At 63.5% G+C, this 21,783-nt stretch carries 18 protein-coding genes; 12 read left to right on the top strand and 6 right to left on the bottom strand.

Annotation, left to right across the window (positions count from 1 at the left end):
• Positions 1–13 precede the first annotated feature (13 nt).
• Both ASE85_RS07390 and ASE85_RS07385 read right to left on the bottom strand, forming a co-directional pair.
• Positions 14–2,989 carry a TonB-dependent receptor gene (locus ASE85_RS07390; protein WP_056685975.1) on the bottom strand — a complete coding sequence of 992 codons (2,976 nt, stop codon included), beginning with the start codon at positions 2,987–2,989 and terminating at the stop codon, positions 14–16.
• 44 nt (positions 2,990–3,033) lie between these two features.
• On the bottom strand, positions 3,034–4,044 hold the full coding sequence (locus ASE85_RS07385; protein WP_200928321.1) for a LacI family DNA-binding transcriptional regulator: 1,011 nt from the start codon (positions 4,042–4,044) through the stop codon (positions 3,034–3,036).
• Positions 4,045–4,189: 145 nt separating this feature from the next.
• On the opposite strand from ASE85_RS07385, the gene ASE85_RS07380 reads away from it, so the two are divergent.
• On the top strand, positions 4,190–6,487 hold the full coding sequence (locus ASE85_RS07380; protein WP_056685972.1) for a glycoside hydrolase family 3 N-terminal domain-containing protein: 2,298 nt from the start codon (positions 4,190–4,192) through the stop codon (positions 6,485–6,487).
• Here the strand turns inward: ASE85_RS07380 and ASE85_RS07375 are convergent.
• Together ASE85_RS07375 and ASE85_RS07370 are read right to left on the bottom strand one after the other, a co-directional pair.
• Positions 6,448–7,776: an MFS transporter gene (locus ASE85_RS07375; protein WP_056685970.1), complete on the bottom strand. Its 1,329-nt coding sequence runs from the start codon at positions 7,774–7,776 to the stop codon at positions 6,448–6,450. The two genes, ASE85_RS07380 and ASE85_RS07375, sit on opposite strands and share 40 nt — an antisense overlap.
• A 61-nt stretch (positions 7,777–7,837) precedes the next feature.
• Entirely contained in the window at positions 7,838–8,203 is a 366-nt protein-coding gene (locus tag ASE85_RS07370) for a bleomycin resistance protein (RefSeq protein WP_056686103.1), read from the bottom strand.
• 330 nt (positions 8,204–8,533) lie between these two features.
• On the opposite strand from ASE85_RS07370, the gene ASE85_RS07365 reads away from it, so the two are divergent.
• The 7 genes from ASE85_RS07365 to ASE85_RS07335 all read left to right on the top strand — a co-directional run bounded on the left by ASE85_RS07365 (position 8,534) and on the right by ASE85_RS07335 (position 15,021).
• Positions 8,534–9,193 (top strand): hydrolase, encoded by a 660-nt coding sequence (locus tag ASE85_RS07365; protein ID WP_056685967.1) that lies wholly within the window; start codon positions 8,534–8,536, stop codon positions 9,191–9,193.
• 60 nt (positions 9,194–9,253) lie between these two features.
• Entirely contained in the window at positions 9,254–9,454 is a 201-nt protein-coding gene (locus ASE85_RS07360) for a DUF1427 family protein (protein ID WP_056685964.1), read from the top strand.
• Positions 9,451–11,376 carry an amidohydrolase gene (locus tag ASE85_RS07355; protein WP_056685961.1) on the top strand — a complete coding sequence of 642 codons (1,926 nt, stop codon included), beginning with the start codon at positions 9,451–9,453 and terminating at the stop codon, positions 11,374–11,376. Before ASE85_RS07360 ends, ASE85_RS07355 begins: the two co-directional genes overlap by 4 nt.
• Before the next feature lie 165 nt (positions 11,377–11,541).
• Entirely contained in the window at positions 11,542–12,441 is a 900-nt protein-coding gene (locus ASE85_RS07350) for a hypothetical protein (RefSeq protein ID WP_056685958.1), read from the top strand.
• Positions 12,442–12,446: 5 nt separating this feature from the next.
• Positions 12,447–12,869 carry a DoxX family protein gene (locus ASE85_RS07345; protein ID WP_056685955.1) on the top strand — a complete coding sequence of 141 codons (423 nt, stop codon included), beginning with the start codon at positions 12,447–12,449 and terminating at the stop codon, positions 12,867–12,869.
• Positions 12,862–14,220 carry an alginate export family protein gene (locus ASE85_RS07340; protein WP_056686100.1) on the top strand — a complete coding sequence of 453 codons (1,359 nt, stop codon included), beginning with the start codon at positions 12,862–12,864 and terminating at the stop codon, positions 14,218–14,220. Before ASE85_RS07345 ends, ASE85_RS07340 begins: the two co-directional genes overlap by 8 nt.
• A gap of 99 nt (positions 14,221–14,319) precedes the next feature.
• Positions 14,320–15,021 carry a YoaK family protein gene (locus ASE85_RS07335; protein WP_056685952.1) on the top strand — a complete coding sequence of 234 codons (702 nt, stop codon included), beginning with the start codon at positions 14,320–14,322 and terminating at the stop codon, positions 15,019–15,021.
• Between the two features lie 7 nt (positions 15,022–15,028).
• On the opposite strand, the gene ASE85_RS07330 is transcribed toward ASE85_RS07335, so the two are convergent.
• On the bottom strand, positions 15,029–15,814 hold the full coding sequence (locus tag ASE85_RS07330) for a TerC family protein (RefSeq protein WP_056685949.1): 786 nt from the start codon (positions 15,812–15,814) through the stop codon (positions 15,029–15,031).
• Positions 15,815–15,955: 141 nt separating this feature from the next.
• Between ASE85_RS07330 and ASE85_RS07325 the strand changes: the two genes are divergently transcribed.
• From ASE85_RS07325 to ASE85_RS07315, 3 genes are all read left to right on the top strand, one after another.
• Complete coding sequence (locus tag ASE85_RS07325; protein WP_156358250.1) at positions 15,956–16,852, top strand: hypothetical protein; 897 nt, start codon at positions 15,956–15,958, stop codon at positions 16,850–16,852.
• A gap of 104 nt (positions 16,853–16,956) precedes the next feature.
• Positions 16,957–17,976 (top strand): class 1 fructose-bisphosphatase, encoded by a 1,020-nt coding sequence (locus tag ASE85_RS07320; protein ID WP_056685943.1) that lies wholly within the window; start codon positions 16,957–16,959, stop codon positions 17,974–17,976.
• Between the two features lie 368 nt (positions 17,977–18,344).
• The gene (locus tag ASE85_RS07315; protein ID WP_235523369.1) at positions 18,345–20,219 is read left to right on the top strand and encodes an acyltransferase family protein; all 1,875 of its coding nucleotides are present in this window, start codon (positions 18,345–18,347) and stop codon (positions 20,217–20,219) included.
• Positions 20,220–20,222: 3 nt separating this feature from the next.
• Here ASE85_RS07315 and ASE85_RS07310 read toward each other — a convergent pair whose 3' ends face one another.
• A complete protein-coding gene (locus ASE85_RS07310; RefSeq protein ID WP_056685937.1) occupies positions 20,223–21,116 on the bottom strand; it encodes an N-formylglutamate amidohydrolase in 894 nt (297 codons plus the stop codon).
• Between the two features lie 142 nt (positions 21,117–21,258).
• Here ASE85_RS07310 and cpdR point away from each other — a divergent pair, with 142 nt between their 5' ends.
• On the top strand, positions 21,259–21,645 hold the full coding sequence (gene cpdR, locus ASE85_RS07305) for a cell cycle two-component system response regulator CpdR (protein ID WP_056686097.1): 387 nt from the start codon (positions 21,259–21,261) through the stop codon (positions 21,643–21,645).
• Positions 21,646–21,783: the final 138 nt, after the last annotated feature.

Below are 21,783 nucleotides of genomic sequence, written 5' to 3'. Positions count from 1 at the left end.
GGATGCGGGGTCATCAGAAGCGATAGCCCACGCGGAATTGAACGCGCCGCGGCAGGGTCAACATATTCGACGCATTGGCGCCGTTCGCCGGCAGCAACGGATCGGTGACCTGACCGGTCGCGGGGTTGATGGTGTTGTTGAAGAAGCCGTCGAAACCGCTGAAATTCTTGCTGTTGAAGATGTTCAGCACATCGACCGCGAAATTGACCTGATCGTCCTTGCCGAAGAGCGCGAAATTCTTGGCAAGCGTCACGTTGATTTCGCAGAAGGCGAACACGCCCTTGATGCAATTCTTCTTGGGATAACGGGCAGTGAAGTCGTTGAAGCCCGACGAAGCACCGTTGGTGCCGTCCGTCACCTGATAGGCCTGACCGGAACCGAGCGTCGTCAGGGTCGAGAACTGGAAGCCCAGCGGCAGATCCACGATGCCCGAAATCACAAGGCGATGGCGTTCGTCACCCGGCGAATTGCGCCAGCCATAGGAATCGGGGGTCGGTGCATCCAGACTGAACAGGTCGCCGCCATTCTTCTCCGACTTGCTAAGCGTATAGGCGACGTTAAGGCCCCAGCCGGACTGTTTTGTGTAATTTTTGTCGAGCGTGAAATAGAGCGCCTTGTACCGGGTATCCAGCCCGTCATAGCCGATCAACACGTTGGAATAGCCGGCAGCCCGGACCGCGTCCAACAAAGCGCCGTCGCAGCAAGTGCCGAAGCCGGCATTGTTCCGGGTGGCGAACAGGTTGGTGTAGCCGTTGCGACCGCGCTGGTAGGAGGCGGTTACCGATGTTTCGAAGATGCCGATGCGCTGGCGCACACCGAGCGAGAACTGGTCGTTCACCGGCGGTTTGGCGTTATTCTTGACCGCGAACAGTTCCGGCAGGCCGACTTCGGGATTGGCATTGACCAGCGCAAGCAACCCTTCGCGCGTCAGATAGGCCGGGTCCCAGGCGACGGTCGGCTGGCCATCGCGCGGCAGGCCGTCGGCCGAAAAGCGGAACAGGCCGATCGGGTTGATCGTTCGCGACAGTTCATCGACCGTATTGTTGAAATTGTTGCGGTCATAATAGCGACCGGCGCCACCGAAGACGACCGTGCTGCGATCGCCCTTCACATCCCAGGAAAAGCCGATGCGCGGCGCGAAGGCGCCCTTGAACGGGCTGCGATCATTGCCGTCGCTGATATAGTTTTCCGGGTTGAAATAGTCCGTCGTCGGCAGCGCGCGCAGGGCGGCGGCGGCGGCGGCCGGCGTCTTGTAGCGGTTGTTGAAGCCGTTGCTTTCATAGTCCCAGCGCAGACCAACGTTGAGCTGCAACTTGTCGGTGACGTCCCAGTCGTCCTGAATATAAAGGCCAAGCTGGGTGTTGGACGCATTGATCAGGCCCGATCCAAGGCCCAGCCGCGCCTCTGCCGGGAAAGCGAAGTTGAGGTTGTTGTTGGGTTCACGCCGGAAATAGTAGCGCGGCTGGATATAGGCCTGATTGTCGAACAATATGTCGGTGAACTCGATCCGCGCACCGAACTTGATCGCGTGACCGGAAAAGCCGGTATAGGTCAGATCGTTGCGGAAATTATAATTTTCCTGAACCTCGCGCCGGGTCGAATCCTTGCCACCGAACAGGATCACGCCCTGATAGTCATAGGCAGGCAGATCCGGGTTCAGCGAGGTCGGATTGAACTTGTAGCTCAGATAATTGGCGCTGAATTCATTGACGACTGTATCGTCGTCATAGGTCCATTTGAACTGGTATGTATCGACGACATTGACCTTGTTTTCGGCATAGTCATAGGCGACGTTATCGCCGAAGCCCTGAATGTCGGTTTCCTCACGCCGGCTGAACGACACGTCGAACGTCTGGTTCTCGTTCGGGGTCAATGTCAGCTTGCCGAAGTAGAAGTCGCTGCGGAACGGACTGACGAAGGCCCCTTCGAAATCGCTGATCCGGCGGCCTGAAAATTGTTCGAACTCGGCGATCGCATCGTCGGCGCCGTTGGAACGGACGTTGAAGGCGCGATCCTGGTCATTGCCTTCATAGGCCATGAAGAAGAACAGCTTGTCCTTGATGATCGGACCGCCCAGCGATGCGCCATATTGCTTGCGCTCGAACGCAGGCTTGGCGTTGCCGTCGCGCTTGTCGATAAAGCTTTTCTCGGTCAGCGACCGGTCGGTATATTGGCCGAATACCTCGCCATGAAACTCGTTCGTGCCGGATTTGGTAACGGCGGTGATGACGGCGGCACCCGCCTGCTCATATTCGGCCTTGTAATTCTGCGTGATGACGCGGAATTCCTGCACGGCAAGCTGGCCGAAGGGATTGCCGCGGCTGTTCTGCTGCCCAGCGACACCGCCCTCGCGCAGCTTGTTCTTCAGGCTGACGCCGTCGATGAACACGTTGACCTGACTGGCCGGCGATGCGCCGGACGAGAAGCTCTTGTCGGTTTCGGAGTCATTGTAGCGGACGCCCGGCGCCAGCGCGGCGAAACTGAGGAAATTGCGATCGGTCTGCGGCAGGACGCGAATCTGTTCCTGGCTGATGTTGGTTGCGATTTCGCTGGTCCGGGTTTCGCGCAGGCGGCTGCCGGTGACGACGATCTGGCTGCCGGCGCCGTCATCCGGCGTTGCAGCTGCCGCGTCGGTGGCCGGGGTGCCCAACCGGGCATCGACCGTAGCAGCCTGCCCCACGCCGACCGCGATATCCTGCTCGAACACCCCCTTGTCGGAACCGGTTACAGAGATGTGATAAGTGCCCGCGCGCACGCCGTTCAGGATATAGGTGCCGTTGGCGCCGCTCGTCGCCGTCTGGGTGCGGCCGGTGCCGGCGCTGCTCAGCGTCACGGTCGCACCGGGCACGGGCGCTCCGGCGGAATCGGTCACCCGCCCACGAATGGAGGAGACCGTCGTCTGCGCGCTGGCCGGCGCCGTCATGACGACGATCCCGCTCAGCGCGGTCGCACTGGCAAGGAGGAGGCGAAGGGCGTTCGTCTTGTTCATGGCATCTATTCCCCTGTATATCCCCGTTTCCTTCGGGGTGATCGTTACGCGATTGTCTGCGTCGTGCTGTTGCGCACAATGAGGCTGGGATATCTAAGTTCCGTCTGCGGAACGTTTTCTCCGTCGATGACGGCGGAAAGCCGGTTAATCGCCCGCGCACCAAGATCGGCGATGTCGACCGCCATCGTGGTCAGGCCGGGGCTGATGAGGCGCGCAAGCGGGATATTGTCGAAGCCCGCGACGGCGACCTGGCCGGGCACATCGACGCCCATGTCGCGCAGCGCGACCAGCGCACCGATGGCCATCATGTCGTTGGCGGCAAAGATCGCATCGACCTCCATCTGCTGCATCTGCAACCGCTGGACGGCGAGATGGCCGGATTCCTCGTCGAAATTGCCGGGCAGGATGACGGGGACAAGCCCGGCCGCAGCCATCGCTTCGCGATAGCCACGCGCGCGTTCCGCAGCCTCGATATTGCCCTGCGACCCGGCAATGTGGATGATGGCCCGGCGGCCGGCCGCGACCAGATGCTCGACCATGGTGCGGGCACCCGCCGCATTGTCGATCCGCAGTTCCGGCCGGCCCTGCCGATTTTCGGGACCGTTCAGCAAAATGGCCGGGATGCTGGCTGGCAGATGCGCGAACAGCAGATCCGGGTCGATATGCGGCGCCATGACGATCAGGCCGTCCACCCGCCCGCGCATGTTGCGCAGCGCCTCGACCCCATCGCCCAGCCCCATGTGCATGTTCGACAGCAGCAGGTGGCGTCCGCGCATGGCCGCTTCCCGCTCCATGCCGCGCAATATTTCGGAGAAGAATTCACCATGCAGGTCGGGCAGCACGACGCCGATGACGCCGGTGCGCGCCAGGCTCAGATTGCGCGCGCCGGCGTGGGGGACATAGTTGAGCTTGCAGGCGGCGGCCTCGACCCGCTCCTTGAGCTCCGGGCGAACATTGGGCAGGCGATTGAACACGCGCGACACCGAAGCGACGGACGCGCCGGCTTCCCGCGCCACATCCCTGATCGTCGCCTGTCCGATGGCCTTGCCGTTCATCCTCTGCCCTTGTCATTCGCTTTTTTGTCGGCATGCCTTGCCGATCCGTCTTGTAACCGGTTACAAGAAACCGGACAGCAGTGCAATAGGATGGCGAAACGGTGCAGGATGGCACCGCAAACGCCTCGAAATTTAGGAGAAAGACATGCAGCCCGGCTCCTCCATCTCGCGTCGCGCGACTCTCCTGGGCGTTGGTGCGGTGGTGGCCTGGGCTGCTTCCCCGGCACGCGCGCTATTGGCGCAGGCAGGCTCCAATGGCGCGGCTTCGGCTGACCTCGACGCCTTGATCGCAAAGATGACGGTCGAGGAGAAAGCAGGACAGATCACGCTGATGGCGGCAGCCTGGGCCGGTGGCGCCGCCAATGCACTCAACCCGACGTCCCCTTCCAAATCCAGTTTCCGGCAGCAGATGGAAGAGGTGCGGCGCGGACGAATCGGCGGCGTCTTCAATGGCAATGGCGCGGAAATGGCACGCCAGATGCAGGTCATGGCGACGAAGCAATCCCGCCTCAAAATCCCGCTCATCTTCGCCGCCGACGTCATCCATGGCTTCCGCACCGTCTTCCCCATGCCGCTCGCCGAAGCGGGCAGCTTCGACCCGGCGCTGGCCGAGCAGACAGCACGGATCGCCGCGATCGAGGCGACGGCGGCCGGCATAGACTGGAATTTCGCGCCGATGGTGGACATCGCCCGCGATCAGCGCTGGGGCCGGGGAATCGAGGGCGCGGGCGAGGATGTGCTGCTCGGCCGGATCATGGCGGACGCGCGCGTGCGCGGCTTTCAGGGGCGATCGGGCCTGACGGCGGACGACGCCATGGCCGCCTGCGCCAAGCATTTCGCCGCCTATGGCGCGGCCGAAGGCGGGCTTGACTATAATAGCGTGGACGTGTCGGAACGCACGCTGCGGGAAATCTATTTCCCGCCGTTCCAGGCCGCACTGGAGGCGCAGGCGGCGACAGTGATGGCGTCCTTCAACGAACTGTCCGGTGTGCCGGCGACCGCCAACCACTGGCTTTTGACCGACGTGCTGCGCCGGCAATGGCAATTCGATGGCCTGGTCGTTTCCGACTATACGGGCGACTTCGAACTGATCGACCATGGCTTCGCCGCCGACGAGCGGGAGGCGGCGAAACTCGCCTTCCTTGCCGGCGTGGACATGTCGATGCAGTCGGGTTTCTACATCCGGCATCTGCCCGGCCTGGTGAAGGCGGGTGAAGTGCCGATAGCACGGCTGGATGAGGCCGTTCGCCGCGTCCTGGCACTGAAAACCAAACTTGGCCTGTTCGACGATCCCTTCCGCCGGATCGACCCGAAGCGGGAGAAGGCGCGGGTACGGACACCCGAGCATCTGGACGTCGCGCGCGATGCGGCCCGTCGGTCGATCGTCCTGCTCAAGAATGAGAAGGATCTTCTGCCCCTGCCCCGCTCCGGCAAGCGGATCGCGCTGATCGGTCCCTTCGTGCAGGGGCAACGCGAACTGATCGGCCCATGGAATGTCTATGGCACGGACGCCGATGCCATCGACCTGCTGAGCGGCATGCGCGCGGTGGCCGCCGACCCGCAATCCATTGTGGCGGTCGACGGGTCCGGCATCGAAAAGCCGATTGCGGGCGGGATCGAGGCTGCGGTCGCCGCCGCCCAGGCCGCCGACATCGTCATACTGGCTATCGGCGAAAGCCAGAAAATGTCGGGCGAGGCGCAATCCCGCACCGACATCACCATTCCCGCCGCCCAGATGGCGCTGGCAGAAGCGGTCGCGCAGACCGGCAAGCCGATCGTCATACTGCTGCGCCACGGCCGCGCGCTGGCGCTGCATGGCGCGGTGAAAGACGCGCCGGCCATTCTGGCGACATGGTTCCTGGGGTCCATGTCCGGCATGGCGATCGCCGACATTCTGTTCGGCCTGGCCAGCCCGTCGGCGCGCCTACCATGCTCCTTCCCTTATGAAAGCGGGCAGGAGCCGCTTTATTATGCGCACAAGAATACCGGTCGCCCCAACCCGCCCGGTCCGCGTCAGGACTATAAGGCCCATTATCGCGAGGCACCCAATGCGGCGCTCTACCCCTTCGGCCACGGCCTGACCTATGGAGAGATCGTCTATACGACGCTCGACATGGGCGGCGGCCGGTTGACGGCGGGGGGCGAGTTGACGGTCGTGGCCAGCATCCGCAACAGCGGCCGGCATGCGGCGATCGAGGTCGCGCAGCTTTACGTGCAGGATATCACCGCCAGCATCACCCGGCCGGTGCGCGAATTGAAAGGCTTTCAGCGGATCCCCCTCAAGCCCGGCGAAACGCAGGAGGTCCGCTTCACGCTGAAGCGCGACGACCTGACCTTCCTGGGGCAGGATATGCAGCCGACCGTCGAGCCGGGCAAATTCCGGCTCTGGGTCGCGCCCTCGGCTCAGGCGGAGGGGGTGTCGGATATGTTCGTGCTGGCCTGATCGGGGCGCGGTGACAGCCCCATGATGGCCGCGCCGACCGCGATGGTCGCAAAAGGTCCGGCAACCATGAGCCAATAGATGGCGGCACGACCGGCGGCGTCGGGCGTGCCGCCTTCATAGCCCCAATGCGCATAGGAGAGGCCCAGCAGCAGCGCGGCCAGACCCAGTCCGACCTTCTGCACCAGCATGAACAGGCTGAAGGCGGTCGCTTCCACGCGAAAGCCGGCGATGCTTTCGCCATGATCGACGGCGCTCGGCAACATAGCCCAGGCGGCGAGGTGAAATCCGCTCATCGCCGCCTGCACCATGGCGAGGACGATGATGGAGAGGATGACGCCCGGCACGGCTGGCCACAGGACAAGGCCGGCAAGCGCAAGCATCCCGACACCGGCCGCGATCAGCCAGCTCGCGCGTGCGCCGATGACCATCGCCACCGCCGTCCATAATGGTACCGCCACGGCCCCGGCCACGCCCATGATAGCCAGCGCCTGTTTCCCGCCCACCGGGGCGGACAGGATATAGGTGAAGTAATAGAGGACCGAATGGCCGATGATCGCTCCGGCCACGGTCACGCACAGCGTCGCCGCCCCCAGCATCAGGAAAGGGCGATTGTGCGACAAGGCCCCCAGATCCCGCCGGATGCTGCGCGCAACGGCCTGTGGCCCATCATCCGACACCTGTTCCGGCACGCGCCAGACGACGGCCGCCAGAACGCAGGTTGCGACCAGCGCAAGCAAGAGCGCCATCCCGCCATAACCTTCGCCCCGTGCCGGCATCGCGAAGGCGACGGTGACGGCACCCAAGGCACCGAAGGTCATGCGCGATCCCGACATCAGCGTCCGGTCGGTCGCGTGATCGCTGACCCGCGTGGACCAGGCGGCATAGGGAAGATTGACCAGCGCATAAAGGATGCGGAAGGACAGATGCACGGTCAGGACAAGCGCGAACGTATATTCGCCGGACATGGCCGGCTGGATGAACAGGAGCATGAACAGGATAGCCAGCGGCACGGTTCCCCACGCCACGATGCGGCGGTAGCGCAGTCGCCAGCGGTCCGCCGCGAAGCCGATGGCCAGATCGGCCAGCCCATCGGCAAAGGCGCCGACCACCATGATGATACCTGCCCTGTCGGGAGTCAGGCCCAGACTGTCGGTGTAGAAGAACAGCAGGTATAAACTGACCGTCTGCCAGTAGAGATTGAACGCATAGTCGCCCGCGCCAAAGCCGATGGCGCGGATGCGGTGCGGCCCATCCGGGCCGCCATGCGGCAGGAGGGAGGAGCCGGGCATAGCGCAGCGGATAGAGGATCGGCCGGAGTTTGTCAGGTCCGCCCTATCCCTGATCTGCGGATCAATCGGGCGCCTGCACCAACCGGATCAACGTGCCGTCGGGATCGATCAGCGCCCCCACGGTACCGCCCCATGGCTCCTTCTTCGGGCGATGCGCGCGCGGCCAGCCGATGGTGGTTTCGACTATGCCAGCCGCGATGACCTGGGCAAAGAAACCGTTCACGTCGTCCATCCTGAAACAGCAACCGAAGGAACTAGTGGCAGGGTCCATATCGGGATAGGGAAAGAATTCCAGGATGATGCTGCCACGGCGCAGGATCATCCAATGGGGATCGCGCCAGCTCTCGACAAAGCCGAACCGGGCATAGAAGGCCGATGTCGCGCCGAAATCGCGAGACGGCAGGTTGGGCGTCGCAAGGTCAGTCATGGCCATACCTCCATGGATCGGCCTCCTCATACCGCATGCGGCCATATGGTGCCACAACTCACAGGTCAGCTATCTTATCGCCACCCGGAGCTTGCTGCGGCCCTATACCACCAGTGCCTCAAGCAGCGTCAAATGAGCATCGGACCAGGCGATCATCTTGCGGAAGGCGAGATCGACCCGATCCGACCCTTCCCAGACCCAACATCATCATTTCTAGAATATCGAACGATAGAGCGTAATTTATCAGCCTGTTTCATAATTAAGCCGGGCGGTAGACCGACATCAGCCCGAACGGACGGGCGCAGAACATTCTCAGGAAGGACTTCACCCATGTCGATCACCGCCACCCCGACCCCCGCCAAGGCCCTGCTGTCGCCCACCAATCATGCGCTGGTCCTCATCGACTTTCAGTCGCAAATGGCCTTCGCTACCAAGTCGATCGCGCCCGAACTGCTGCGCAACAATGCCGCGCTGGTGTCCAACGCCGCCGCCGGCTTCAATGTCCCCACCATCCTGACCACCGTCGCCGAAAAGAGCTTCTCCGGCCCGATGTTCAGCGAGATCACCGAAGCCTTCGACAATCAGCCGATGCTTGACCGCACGTCGATGAATAGCTGGGAAGACGCCGCCGTCATCGATGACGTGAACCGCATCGGCAAGGATCGCATCGTCTTTGCTGGCCTGTGGACCAGCGTCTGCATCGTCGGCCCGGTCCTTTCGGCGATCGAACAGGGTTTTGAGGCCTATGTCATCACCGACGCCAGCGGCGACATCAGCGAGGAAGCTCATGAGCGCGCCGTGGAACGCATGATCGCCGCCGGCGCCAAGCCCATCACTTCCCTGCAATATCTGCTCGAACTGCAACGCGACTGGGCACGCACCGAAACTTACGACATGACCACCGGCATCGCCCGCAAATGGGGTGGCGCCTATGGCCTGGGCATCACCTATGCCAAGGCGATGTTCAATGCGTCCGAAGGCGCCCACTAAGTCTCAACGGGGGAGCTGTCTGAGCATGGCTCCCCTCTATCGCTGCCGAAGGACAAGCCCATGAAAGCCTATCTCCTTTCGCTTGGCGCGGGACTGCTGGTCGGTATCGTCTACAGCCTGATCGGTGTGCGATCGCCTGCCCCGCCCGTCATCGCCCTGATCGGGCTGGCAGGCATTTTGCTGGGCGAGCAACTGCTGCCGATCGCCCACTGGCTGACTGCCCCTTCGCCCCCTATCGCATCTACGGAGCATGACGCATGATGACCCGCCGTCAGGCGCTGGCCAGCGCCGCCACCACCGCCCTTCTCACCGCTTCGGAAAGTTTCGCCATGAGCCGGAAAGACCTCATCATCACCAATGCCAGGGTCACGACGCTGGACCGGGAAAATCCGGCGGCACAGGCGGTGGCGATCCGGAACGGCAAGTTTCTGGCCGTGGGCAGCGAGCAGGACGTTCGCGCCGCCGCCAGCCCCGACGCGCAGACGATCGACGCCAAGGGTCGCCGCCTGATCCCCGGCCTGATCGACAGCCACATCCATGTCATTCGCGGCGGCCTCAACTATAATATGGAATTGCGCTGGGAAGGTGTGCCGAGCCTGTCGGAAGCCATGGCGATGCTCAAACGCCAAGCGGAAAACACCCCGCCGCCGCAATGGGTGCGCGTGGTCGGCGGCTTTACCGAACATCAGTTCGCCGAAAAGCGCCTCCCCACGATCGCCGAGATCAACGCTGCGGCACCCGATACCCCGGTCTTCATCCTGCACCTCTATGACCGCGCACTGCTGAATGCCGCCGCGCTTCGGGCGGTGGGCTATGACAAGAACACGCCCAACCCGCCCGGTGGTGAAATCGTCCGCGATGCGCAGGGCAACCCGACCGGCCTGCTGCTGGCCCAGCCCAATGCGACGATCCTCTATGCGACGCTGGCGAAGGGACCGAAGCTGCCGCAGGACTATCAGGTCAATTCGACGAAGCATTTCATGCGCGAACTCAATTCGCTCGGCGTCACCAGCGTGATCGACGCGGGTGGCGGATCGCAAAATTATCCCGACGACTATGAGGTCATCGACACGCTGCACAAGGATGGCGAACTGACGTTGCGCGTCGCCTACAACCTCTTCACGCAGAAGCCCAAGGAAGAGCTGAAGGATTTCGCCAACTGGTCGACCAAGGTGAAGCCCGGCGATGGCGACGACACATATCGCCACAACGGCGCGGGCGAGATGCTGGTCTATTCCGCCGCCGACTTCGAGGATTTTCGCGTCGCGCGCCCCGACATGATGCCGGAGATGGAAGGCGATCTGGAGCCGGTCATCCGCCTGCTCGCCGAACGCCGCTGGCCCTGGCGAATGCACGCCACCTATGACCAGACGATCGGCCGTGCACTGGATGTGTTCGAAAAGGTCAATCGCGACATTCCGTTGCAGGGGCTGAACTGGTTCTTCGACCATGCCGAAACCATCAGCGAGCGCAATATCGACCGGATCGCCGCGCTAGGCGGTGGCATCGCCGTGCAGCATCGCATGGCGTTCCAAGGCGAATATTTCGTCGAACGCTATGGCGCCAAAGCGGCCGAGGCCACGCCGCCGATCAGGCGGATGATGGCGGCCGGCGTGCCCGTAGGCGCCGGCACGGACGCCACCCGCGTCGCCAGCTATAACCCCTGGGTGTCCCTGAGCTGGCTGGTCACGTCGAAAACGGTCGGCGGCCTGGCCCTCTATCCGGTGCGCAACCGCCTGGATCGCGAAACGGCGCTGCGGCTTTGGACCGAAAGGAACACATGGTTCTCGAACGAGGTGGGCAAGAAAGGCCAGATCAAAAAGGGGCAACTCGCCGACCTGGCCTTGCTGTCGGACGATTATTTCTCCGTGCCGGAGGATGAGATCGCCCTTCTCCGATCGGTCCTGACCGTGCTGGGCGGCAAGATCGTCTATGGCGAAGGCGACTATGGCTCGCTCGCACCGGTCGCGCCCAAGGCGATGCCCGACTGGTCGCCGGTCGCGACCTTCGGCGGCCATTATCGTAAGGATGAAACCGCGAACAAGCTGGCATCAGCCTGTGGCTGCGCCTCATCCTGCGGCGTCCATGGCCATGACCATGCTGCCGCGCTGGGCGCCCATGTGCCAGCCGCCGATGTCCAGAGCTTCTGGGGTGCGTTGGGCTGCGGCTGCTGGGCCGTCTGATCCCGGCTGGCCCCTCCAGGTAAGGAGGGGTCAGCCATCTTTCATTCTATAATGTAGAACATTACGGTCGATATTATTCGGATCGTTAGTGGCCCAATCGCCGCCTAGACAGGTCTTGCTACATCGACCGAGAGGCACTCGTCCTCTCCAGCCGGAGACAATTACATGAACCGCATCACCCTGATGGTGGCGACCGCACTGGTCGCCATCAGCCCCGCCCCCGCGCCTGCAAAGGCTGCGCCTGCCGCCAGCCCCGACTATGCCGTCGGCCCGCAATATGACACCACGCATGTCTATGTCACGACGGAGGATTTCGACCGCTTCGTCGCCAGCTTCACCGCGACCTTCGGCGGCACCACCAGCAAGCAAGGCGAGTTTCAGGTCACGCCGACCACCAGCCGGACCAAATCGCAACTTGCCCTGACGCCCGCCGGCACCATTTCCGTCTTCGGTTTCCTGACGCCCATACCCTATCCCTTCGGCGCGGAGCGGACCGGCTATCTGGTGCGCGACATCGACGGGGCAGCGGCTTCGGCCGTCAAGCATGGCGCGACCCGCCTCATCACCAGCTTCCCCGATCCGATCGGGCGCGATGTGGTGGTGCAATGGGCGGGCGGCGTGAACATGCAGCTATACTGGCACACGGCCAAGCCCGACTATCCGGCGCTGACGACCGTGCCGGAAAACCGCATCTACCTGACCGCGGACGCCGCCGACCTGTTCGTCAAGCAATGGACCGGCTTTGCCCATGCGAAGGTAACGTTCGACGAGAAGGCAGCGCCCGGCGCGGAGATCGGCCAGCCGGGCAAGACCTACCGCCGCATTCGCCTGACGTCGGGCTATGGCAAGATGAGCGTCATCGTCTCGGACGGACAACTACCCTGGCCCTATGGCCGCGACATGACCGGCTATTCCGTCGCGGACCTTGGCGCCACTTTGGACAAGGCCGGCGCCGCCGGTGTCGAAACGCTGGTCCCAGCCCATGAAGAAGGCGGCCGCCAGTCGGCGATCGTCCGTTTCCCCGGCGGCTATATCGCCGAAATGCACAGCGACGTCGGGGCGTAAGCGTCATGATCGCCACCCCCAGCTTCGTCTCCGCCTTGCTCGCATGGCGACCCACATGGTTCCTCGCCCGACTGATGCTGACCGGTGCCTATGTTCTTGGCGGGATCGTCAAGCTGACCGACTGGCAGGGCGCCGTCGCCGAGCAGGCGCATTTCGGCATGAGTCCGCCCGCCTTGTGGGCGGTGCTGACGATCGCGCTGGAACTGGTCGGCCCGCTGTTGATCCTGACCGGCCGGCTGGTCTGGCTGGGCGCGGGCATGCTGGGCGTCTTCACCCTGCTCGCCGCCTTCACCGCCAACGCTTTCTGGGCGATGCCGGCGGGCCAGGAGCGTTTCATGGCGACCAATGCCTTTTTCGAGCATATCGGCCTGATCGGCGGCTTCATCCTCGTGGCGATGATCGCGGACCGGAAGCATGTCGATGCGTAAGTGCCTCCTGCCATGCCTCGCGCTGCTGGCGCTGCCGGTCCCGGCCGCTGCCCAGCAGCGCGAGGCATGGCAGGCGCCGACGCTCAGCATCACCCGCTATGACGAGGACTGGTCCGACCTCTCCGATGCCGACAAGCGTGCCCATCACTGGACCGGCCCGCTCAAATATATCCCGATCGGCGACGACGCCTGGCTGTCCACCGGCATTGAAGTACGGGCGCGCAGCGAACGTTACGGCGACAATCTCTGGGGTGGGGCGGATGCGCCGGACGACGCCTATCTCTGGTTGCGAGCCATGCCCTATGTCGACCTGCATGTCGGCAAGGCCCGCGCCTTCGTTCAGCCGATCGCCGCCTATGCCGTGGGCGTGGCCCCCTCCGCCAGTCCGATCGACCAGACGCGCGTCGACCTGCTTCAGGCCTTTGGCGAGGTCGATCTTGGCCCCGTCACCCTGCGCGCCGGACGACAGATGCTGTCGCTCGGCACCGAAAGGCTGATCGGCACCCGCTATGGTCGCAATGTGCCGCTCGCCTTCGATGGCGCGCGCGCGGACATGAGGGTCGGCAAAGCGGTGGTCAGCCTGCTCGCGATGAAGCCGGTCCAGCCCGGCTCCGGCAGCTTCGACGATGCCACGTCCGATACGAAAGCGCTCTGGGGTGCCTATGCCGCACTGCCCGAGCTCGACATCTATTATCTGGGCTATCGCAACCGCGCCGCCCGTTTCGGCGGCGTCGACGGGCGAGAGATACGCCACAGCCTCGGCTTCCGGTCACACGGAGTGCGCGACAACTGGCACTGGAATGTCGAGGGCGTCTATCAGTTCGGCCATTTCGGGGGCCAGCGCATCGCCGCCTGGACGCTGGGCACCGAAGTCGGCCACACTTTCCCCACCCTGCCGCTGGCGCCCGACGCAATGCTGCGCTTAAACGTCGTCAGCGGCGACAAGAAAGCCGGCGACGGTCGGCTTGGCACCTTCAACGCCCTCTTTCCCAAGGGCAAATATTTCGGTGAATTATCGCCCGTCGGCCCGACCAACATCATCAGCGTCAACCCGCGCGTCAGCGCTACGCTGGGCGGCGGCCTGTCCGCCAGCCTCACCGCCATGGCCTATTGGCGCGCCAGCAAAGGCGATGGCGTGTATGACATTCCGGGTAATCTGATCCGCGCGCCCGGTAACGGCGCGCCCCGCTTCATCGGCAAGGAGGCGGAGGTGGCGATCGCCTGGCAAGCCACGCCCGAATGGGAGCTGTCGACCTCCTTCTCTGCCTTCGCGCCGGGTGCCTTCATCCGCGATACCGGCCCGGCGAAGACGATCACCATGTTGGGGCTGGAGAGCAATTTCCGCTTCTGATCATTCGATATTATAGAACGAACCGGCCCATATTATTCGACTACCTGCGAATCCTGCCCCTCCATAGGATCAGCCGCACATTCCATCCGGAGACCAACCATGACCGCGCCCGCCAAAAGCCCCTCGCCCCTGCCCTGGCTCCTGCTGCTCCTGTCTGTCACGACCGGTCTGGTGGACGCGATCAGCGTGCTGGGACTGGGCAAGGTGTTCACCGCCAACATGACCGGCAATATCGTCTTTCTGGGCTTTGCCGCCGTGGGCACACCGGGCTTTCATGCGGCATCCTATCTGGTCGCGATCGCCAGCTTCCTGATCGGCGCGCTGGTTGCGGGCCGCGTAGGCAAGGGGCATGCCGGTCTGCCACTGCGTCGCTGGCTGCTGATCGCGGCTCTGGTGGAGGCGAGCCTGCTCTGGATTGCCGCCGGGGTCGCGACCGGGTTCGACATGGCCAGCCAGTCGGCCGGTTCCGCCCTCTACGCGATCATCGCCCTTACCGGCCTTGCCATGGGCTTCCGCAACGCCACCATCCGGCAACTCAAGGTGCCCGACCTGACGACTACGGTGCTGACGCTGACCATGACGGGGCTGGCCGCGGACTCATCGCTCGCGGGCGGTGGCAATCCCAATTGGGTGCGCCGGATCGGCAGCGTCCTCGCCATCCTCCTGGGTGCCGCGATCGGGGCGCTGCTCGTCACCCAGAGTGGCCTGGTCGTGCCGCTGGTGCTGGCCGGCGCGCTGATCCTGGGCGGCACGCTCGCCTGCATGGCCCATCCGGCCGCCGCCCAAACCGTCGCTGGCTAACGCAGCGTCATGCGTCGTCCGACCGCGTCTTGGCGCGGCGGGCGAAGATATTGAGCACCTCTACCAGCGTCGAAAAGGCCATGGCCGCATAGATATAACCCTTGGGCACATGCACACCGAAGCCATCGGCTATCAGCACCGCACCGATCATCAGCAGGAAGCCCAGCGCCAGCATCACCACCGTCGGGTTGCGCGCGATGAAGTTGGCGAGCGGATCGGCCGCGATCAACATCACCGTCACCGCGACGATCACGGCGATATACATGACCGCCAGATTGTCCGTCATGCCCACCGCCGTCAGGATGGAATCGAGCGAGAAGATCATGTCCAGCACGATGATCTGCGCGATCGCCGCGCCGAATGTCATGGTCGCCACGCCCTTCTTGTCCAGCACGCCATCGGCCGGATCGGGATCGACGCTGTGATGGATTTCCTTGGTCGCCTTCCAGATCAGGAACAGTCCGCCCGCAATCAGGATCAGGTCGCGCCAGGAAAAGTCGGTTTCAAATGTCGGCACGCCATGCTGATCCAGCGGGCCATTGAAACCCAGATTGAACACCGGCTGCGTCAGGCCGACGATCCAGGCGATCATCGACAGCAGGACCAGCCGCATGACAAGCGCCAGTCCGATACCGATCTTGCGCGCCTTGGGCCGCTGCGCTTCGGGCAGTTTGTTGGTCAGGATGGAAATGAAGACCAGATTGTCTATGCCCAGCACCACCTCCATCACCACCAGCGCGATCAGCGCGGCCAAGGCTGTGGGGTCGGTGAAGGCGGTAATCAGACTGTCCATATCATCCTCTGTTGCATCCGGTCGCCAGCACTGTCCGACAGCGTACCGAAACGGCGTAAAAGGACTAGCGTTCCTTTGTTGCTGCTTGATGCCCAACGGCGCAGTTTCTAATGCTGCCATGTTGAATATTGGGGATCATCAATGCGCATCATCCTTTGCCTTATGGCGTTGGCTCTCGCCACGCCCGTTCATGCTGAAGTCTTCGTAATGAACGGCCATTTCCCCGCTCCTAATCGGGAGGTGAGCCTGGCCCGCAGCATCGGCATCGACCGGATCGCCGGGCGCGACGGCATGGCGCTGGGGCTGGCGATCGAGGCGGAACTCAGCCAGCGCGGACCGGACGGACGGCCCTATTATGACCTGATCGCCGTGTCGCGGCGCGGGCCGGAGGCCGACATACTGGTGTCGGGCATGGCCGACGCATCGGTCCGGGAAAGCGACGTCAAGCGCAAGGTCGAGCGATGCGCCGAAAAGCAAGGCGACAAATGCGTGCGCAAGGAGAAGGTGGAAGCAACCTGCCTTCAGGAAATGATCAGCTTTTCCTCCACCCTGCGGGTCGCGGGCAGCGACGATGGACGCATCCTCTATACCCAGACCCGGCCGCAGACGGACAGCATCACTACCTGCCCCGACGACAAGGGCGAGCCCAGCCCGAAGGACCGGATAGCAAAAATGGTGCGAACCGCCGCCGACCGCTTCGTCGACGATATCATGCCGCGACATGAGGAATATCGCATCCGTCTGCGCGAGGGGCGCGAAGGCATGGACAAGGCGATGGGACAGGCGTTCAAGGACAGTATCCGCCTTTCGCAGCGCGACCCGATCGCGGCCTGTACGACATGGGCGGACATGGACCGGACCCTGTCGGGTCATCCATCCCTGCTGTTCAACCTCGGCCTCTGTGCGGAACAGGCCGGCGATTATGTCGCCGCCGAACGCGCCTATGGCCGTGCCGGCGCCACGCAGGATGATGTCGCACGGGTGCGCGGCCTCGCCATCGGTCGCGACGATGCGAAACGGCGCGCGGCAGGCGGTTGACGCTTCGACTGGACTTGACCGGGCGGGTGCCGTAGCGACGGGCCGTTCTTCCACCATTGCCGCGGCGTGCAGCCGCAAATCCCATCACTTGCGAAAGGCGGCATATGTCCCGGACCACCCTGACCCGTTTCCTGATCGAACAGCAACGGGAGGCGAACGCGCTGCCGGCCGAACTGCGCCTGTTGATCGAAACGGTCGCACGCGCCTGCAAGACGATCAGCCATGCAGTCGGCAAGGGTGCGCTGGGCGAAGTGCTGGGCAGCCTGACCAGCGAGAATGTGCAGGGCGAAGTGCAGAAGAAGTTGGACGTCATCGCCAACGAACTGTTGCTCGACGCCAATGAATGGGGCGGGCATCTGGCCGCGATGGCCTCTGAGGAGATGGAGACGCTCTATCCCATCCCCAATCGCTATCCCAAGGGCGAATATCTGATGCTGTTCGATCCGATCGACGGGTCCAGCAATATCGACGTCGACCTGTCGGTCGGCACCATCTTTTCAGTGCTGAAGGCGCCGGAAGGCTGCGCCGGTCGCGCCGTGACCGAAGAGGATTTCCTGCAAAACGGCCGCAGCCAGGTTGCCGCAGGCTACGCCATCTACGGGCCGCAGACGATCCTGGTGCTCAGCGTCGGCACCGGCGTCTATGAATTCACCCTCGACCGCGAAGTCGGTAGCTGGGTCATGACCGACCCGGACATGAAGATGCCGCAGGGCAAGTGCGAATTCGCGATCAACATGTCGAACCGCCGCCAATGGTCCCCGGCCATCACCCGCTATGTGGACGAGCGCGTCGCTGGCGAAGCGGGTCCGTGCGGCAAGGACTATAATATGCGCTGGACTGCCTCGATGGTGGCGGACGTGCATCGCATTCTGAAGCGTGGTGGCATCTTCATGTATCCCTATGACCACCGCGCGCCCGGCAAGGCGAAGCTGCGCCTGATGTATGAAGCCAATCCGATGAGCTACCTGATCGAACAGGCCGGCGGCGCTGCGAGCGACGGCTTCATGCCAATCATGGACGTGCCCGCCACCGCCCTGCACCAGCGCATCGGCGTGGTATTGGGCGATACGGCGGAAGTGGCCGCAGTTGTCGCTTATGGTGCCGAAACAGTGGTCGCCGCCTGAACGGGTCGGGGCAAGAAAAAAGGGGGAGAGCGTTACCGCTCGATCCCCCTTGCTTCGGCTCGCCGTGCCGGTTTTAACCGGCGGCTCCTCTCCAGAAACTTTTTATGTAGCGCGCCGAACAGCGATGTCGCTCTAGCCCAGCGCGATGACAAAAAAAAGGCTGATCGTGAGACCAGCCTGAAAGTTTTTAGGAGAGGATGCCTGAAAGGCACAGTCCTTTTGTCCTGCCGGTCGGATTTTCGCAAATGCGAAGGACGAAACCATGGTTGCATCAAACGCAATCCATTGCCGATCCGCCCGTCAGCTTGCGTTCATGCCCGATTCGCGGCGCTAAGCAAATGTCAGGGCTTGGCTGCTAGGCCGCACTGATGCACGGCCCAGTTCCGCAAACGACCAACATGATTCGCTATCGCCGCGACATCGACGGTCTGCGCGCGCTCGCCATCCTGCCCGTGCTGCTGTTCCATGCGCATGTGCCGGGTTTTTCAGGCGGCTATGTCGGGGTCGACATCTTCTTCGTCATTTCCGGATTCCTCATCACCGGCATCATCGCCCGCGAAGTGGATGAAGGGCGCTTTTCGCTCGTCCGCTTCTACGAACGCCGCTTCCGCCGCATCATGCCCGCGCTGGCGCTGATGATCCTGACGGTATTGGCTGTAGCGGCCTGGCTCTATCTGCCCGGTGACCTGGAGGGCGTGCCGCGATCCGCACTGGCCGCGACGCTGTTCGCTTCCAACCTCTGGTTCTTCACCGACACCGGCTATTTCTCCGGCGGCGCGGATGTGAAGCCGTTGCTCCACACATGGTCGCTGGCGGTCGAGGAGCAATATTATATCGGCTTCCCGATGCTGCTGATGCTGCTTGCCCGCCTCGCCCCGCGCCGGCGCACGGCGGTGGTCGCAGGGATCGCGGCGCTTTCGCTCGCGATCGCCATCGCGATGCAGCGCGACACCAGCGGCTTTACCTTCTACCTGCTACCGACCCGCGCCTGGGAATTATTTGCCGGCGCGCTGCTGGCACTGGGCGCGGTGCCAGCCATCCGGCCACGCTGGCTGCGCGAATGGACGGCGTGGACGGGCGTAACAACCGTCTTACTCGCTGTCGCACTTTATGATCGCAACACCGTCTTTCCCGGCGTCACAGCCCTCGCGCCGGTGCTGGGTGCCGCCGCGCTGATCCATGCCGCACCGGGAACATCCGTCGGCCGACTCCTTGGCTGGGGACCGATGGTGGGTGTCGGTCTCATCTCCTACTCGCTTTATCTGTGGCACTGGCCGCTGATCGTCTTGACCGAATATGCAACCGACCTGCCGCTATCCGGCGGAACGCGGCTCATGGTGATCTGCGCGGCGCTGCTGGCTGGAATGGCCTCCTGGCGCTTTGTCGAACGCCCCTTCCGGGATACGCAACACATGCCGGCAAAGGTCATTTTCCGTTTCACCGGCGCAGCTATGGCCATCCTCTGCCTGCTGTCGCTGGCGCTGATGGCGATGGGCGGCTGGCCCTCCCGCTTCGCGCCGCAGGTGCTGGCGCAGATGGCTGGGCAGGCGGATTTCGCGCCTACGCGCAAACGATGCCATGACACTTATATGCGCGGCGCCCAGCCCTGCACACTGGGCGCGGACGTACCGCCCGACGCGATGCTATGGGGGGACAGTCATGGCGTGGAACTGGCCTATGCGCTGTCGCTGGAGGCACGCGCAGAAAATCGCTCTCTGGTCGAGCGGACGACATCAAGCTGCCCGCCAGTGCTGGGCTATGACGCGAAAGATCCGCGCTGCGCCACCGCAAACCGTGCCGCCTTCGATGCGATCCGCACCGATCCAGCCATCAGGCGCATCTATCTTTCTGCCTTCTGGGCCAATGGCGATTTCGATGATCCCGGCTTCGTGGCCAGGCTTGACCGCACCATTGCCGACATCCGTGCCCAAGGGCGGGAGGTCGTACTGATCGGTCCGGTGCCGCCGCAACCCTTCGATGTGCCGCGCCACCTCGCCCATCTGGCGCAAGCCGGACATCTGTCGGAAGCGCGGGGCGTGGAACGCGCCTGGGTAGAGGCGCGGACGGTGAATCTGGGTATTTTGTTCGCCCGCTGGCAGGCACGGGGCGTCCGGCTGATCAATCCGATCAAAGCGCTCTGTTCCAGCGGACAATGCCTGCTCGAACAGAATGGCCATCCGCTCTATTTCGATTCCCACCATCTGAGCGTAGCGGGTGCGCAATTGGTGACAGGGGTGCGCTGACCTCTATTCGGCGGCCAGCGCATAGCCAGCGCGCGGCAGTTCCGTAGCAAGCGCCTCGACCATGCGCGTGACCACCGCCTGCATCCGCGCGACGCCCGGCCCCGGTCTATCCAGCGTGATGTCCAGATAAAGCGCACGGTCGATCTCCACCTGAAGCGCATGGATACCCTGTTCCGGTCGCCCGTGGCGATCCACCATATGGTCGCCGGCATAAGGATGATTTTGCGCGACGATCAGTCCATGGCCCGTCGCGACATCGGCCGCCAACGTCATCAGCCGGGTCGAGGCGCTGCGCCCGAACCGGTCGCCCAGCACAATGTCCGGGGCCGGCTGGCCTGCGGCGGGTGGTGCCAAAGGCGGCATGGAATGGAGGTCGATCAGGATCGCATGTCCGTGCGCCTGCCGCGCGGCGGCCAGCATGTCGGCAAGCCTGGCATGATAGGGGCGGTGCAGCGTCTCGATCCGGCGCCGCGCCTCAGCCCAGCGCATCGGACCGCGCCACAATTCATGTGCGCCCGGCAAACGGCGCGGAAAGAGGCCAAGGCCACCGCGCAGTTTGGCACTGCTCTGCAATGTGGCGTCGCGCGGCAGGTCGGCGATCATGCCGGGGTCGATCTCGCGCTCATGCCGGTTGAGGTCGATCATGGCGCGCGGCGTACGGGCAATGAGGACAGAAAAGCCACGCGCGATCAGCGGATGGGCGAGCAGGTCGACCCAGCGATCCTCCAGCCGGCGCAATATGGTCGGCTGAACGCGGGCGGCGGCAAGCAGATCCTCACCATAGACCCGCCCGGCATGAGGGACCGACAGGATGATCGGCCGGTCGGGCAAAGCCGGGCCATAAAGGTCGAAAGCGGTCTCGCCAAGCGTCGGGCAACACGGCGCGGGATGATCCAATGCGGCTCCTTTCACCGGCGCGCCAAAAAAGGTTACCCGGCTGGCAAATATTTAAACCTTGTCGCATATAAGCGGGCTTCGCGCCACCCTGTCGGATCGGCGCCAAGCGCCGTGGGACGGCCGAGTGGGAATGTCGGGGGCAATGGTTCGTATTTTATTGGCCGAAGATGACGAGAGCATGCGGGTCTATCTCGCCCGTGCGCTGGAACGGTCGGGTTATGACGTCGTGTCGGTATCGACAGGGCGGGAGGCCGTGCCGCACATCGAATCGGACCGGTTCGACCTGCTGCTGACCGATATCGTGATGCCTGAGATGGACGGCATCGAACTGGCACAACATGCGGCCTCGGTCGCGCCGGACATGCGGATCATGTTCATCACCGGCTTTGCCGCCGTTACATTGAAGGCAGGCAAGGCAGTACCGCAGGCCAAGGTGCTGTCCAAGCCCTTCCACCTGCGCGACCTGGTGCTGGAGGTCGAACGGATGTTCGGCAGCGAAAGCGTGCCGGCCTCGACCGACAATCCCTGATCATGGTGCGATTTAGCGGTGCCCGGCCTTATACCAACCTCCCATGATACTGACTCACGTGGGGATTCCCAAAGCGGCAAATTTCTGACTCTATGGGTGCCGATTGGAGGGCATGGCCATGGGTGCAGCGGGTGCAGC

It is taken from the genome of Sphingobium sp. Leaf26, assembly GCF_001421665.1.
Classification (GTDB): Bacteria; Pseudomonadota; Alphaproteobacteria; order Sphingomonadales; family Sphingomonadaceae; genus Sphingobium.
The sequence above is the reverse complement of the archived record's forward strand: the minus strand, read 5'-3'. Positions and strand labels throughout refer to the sequence as shown.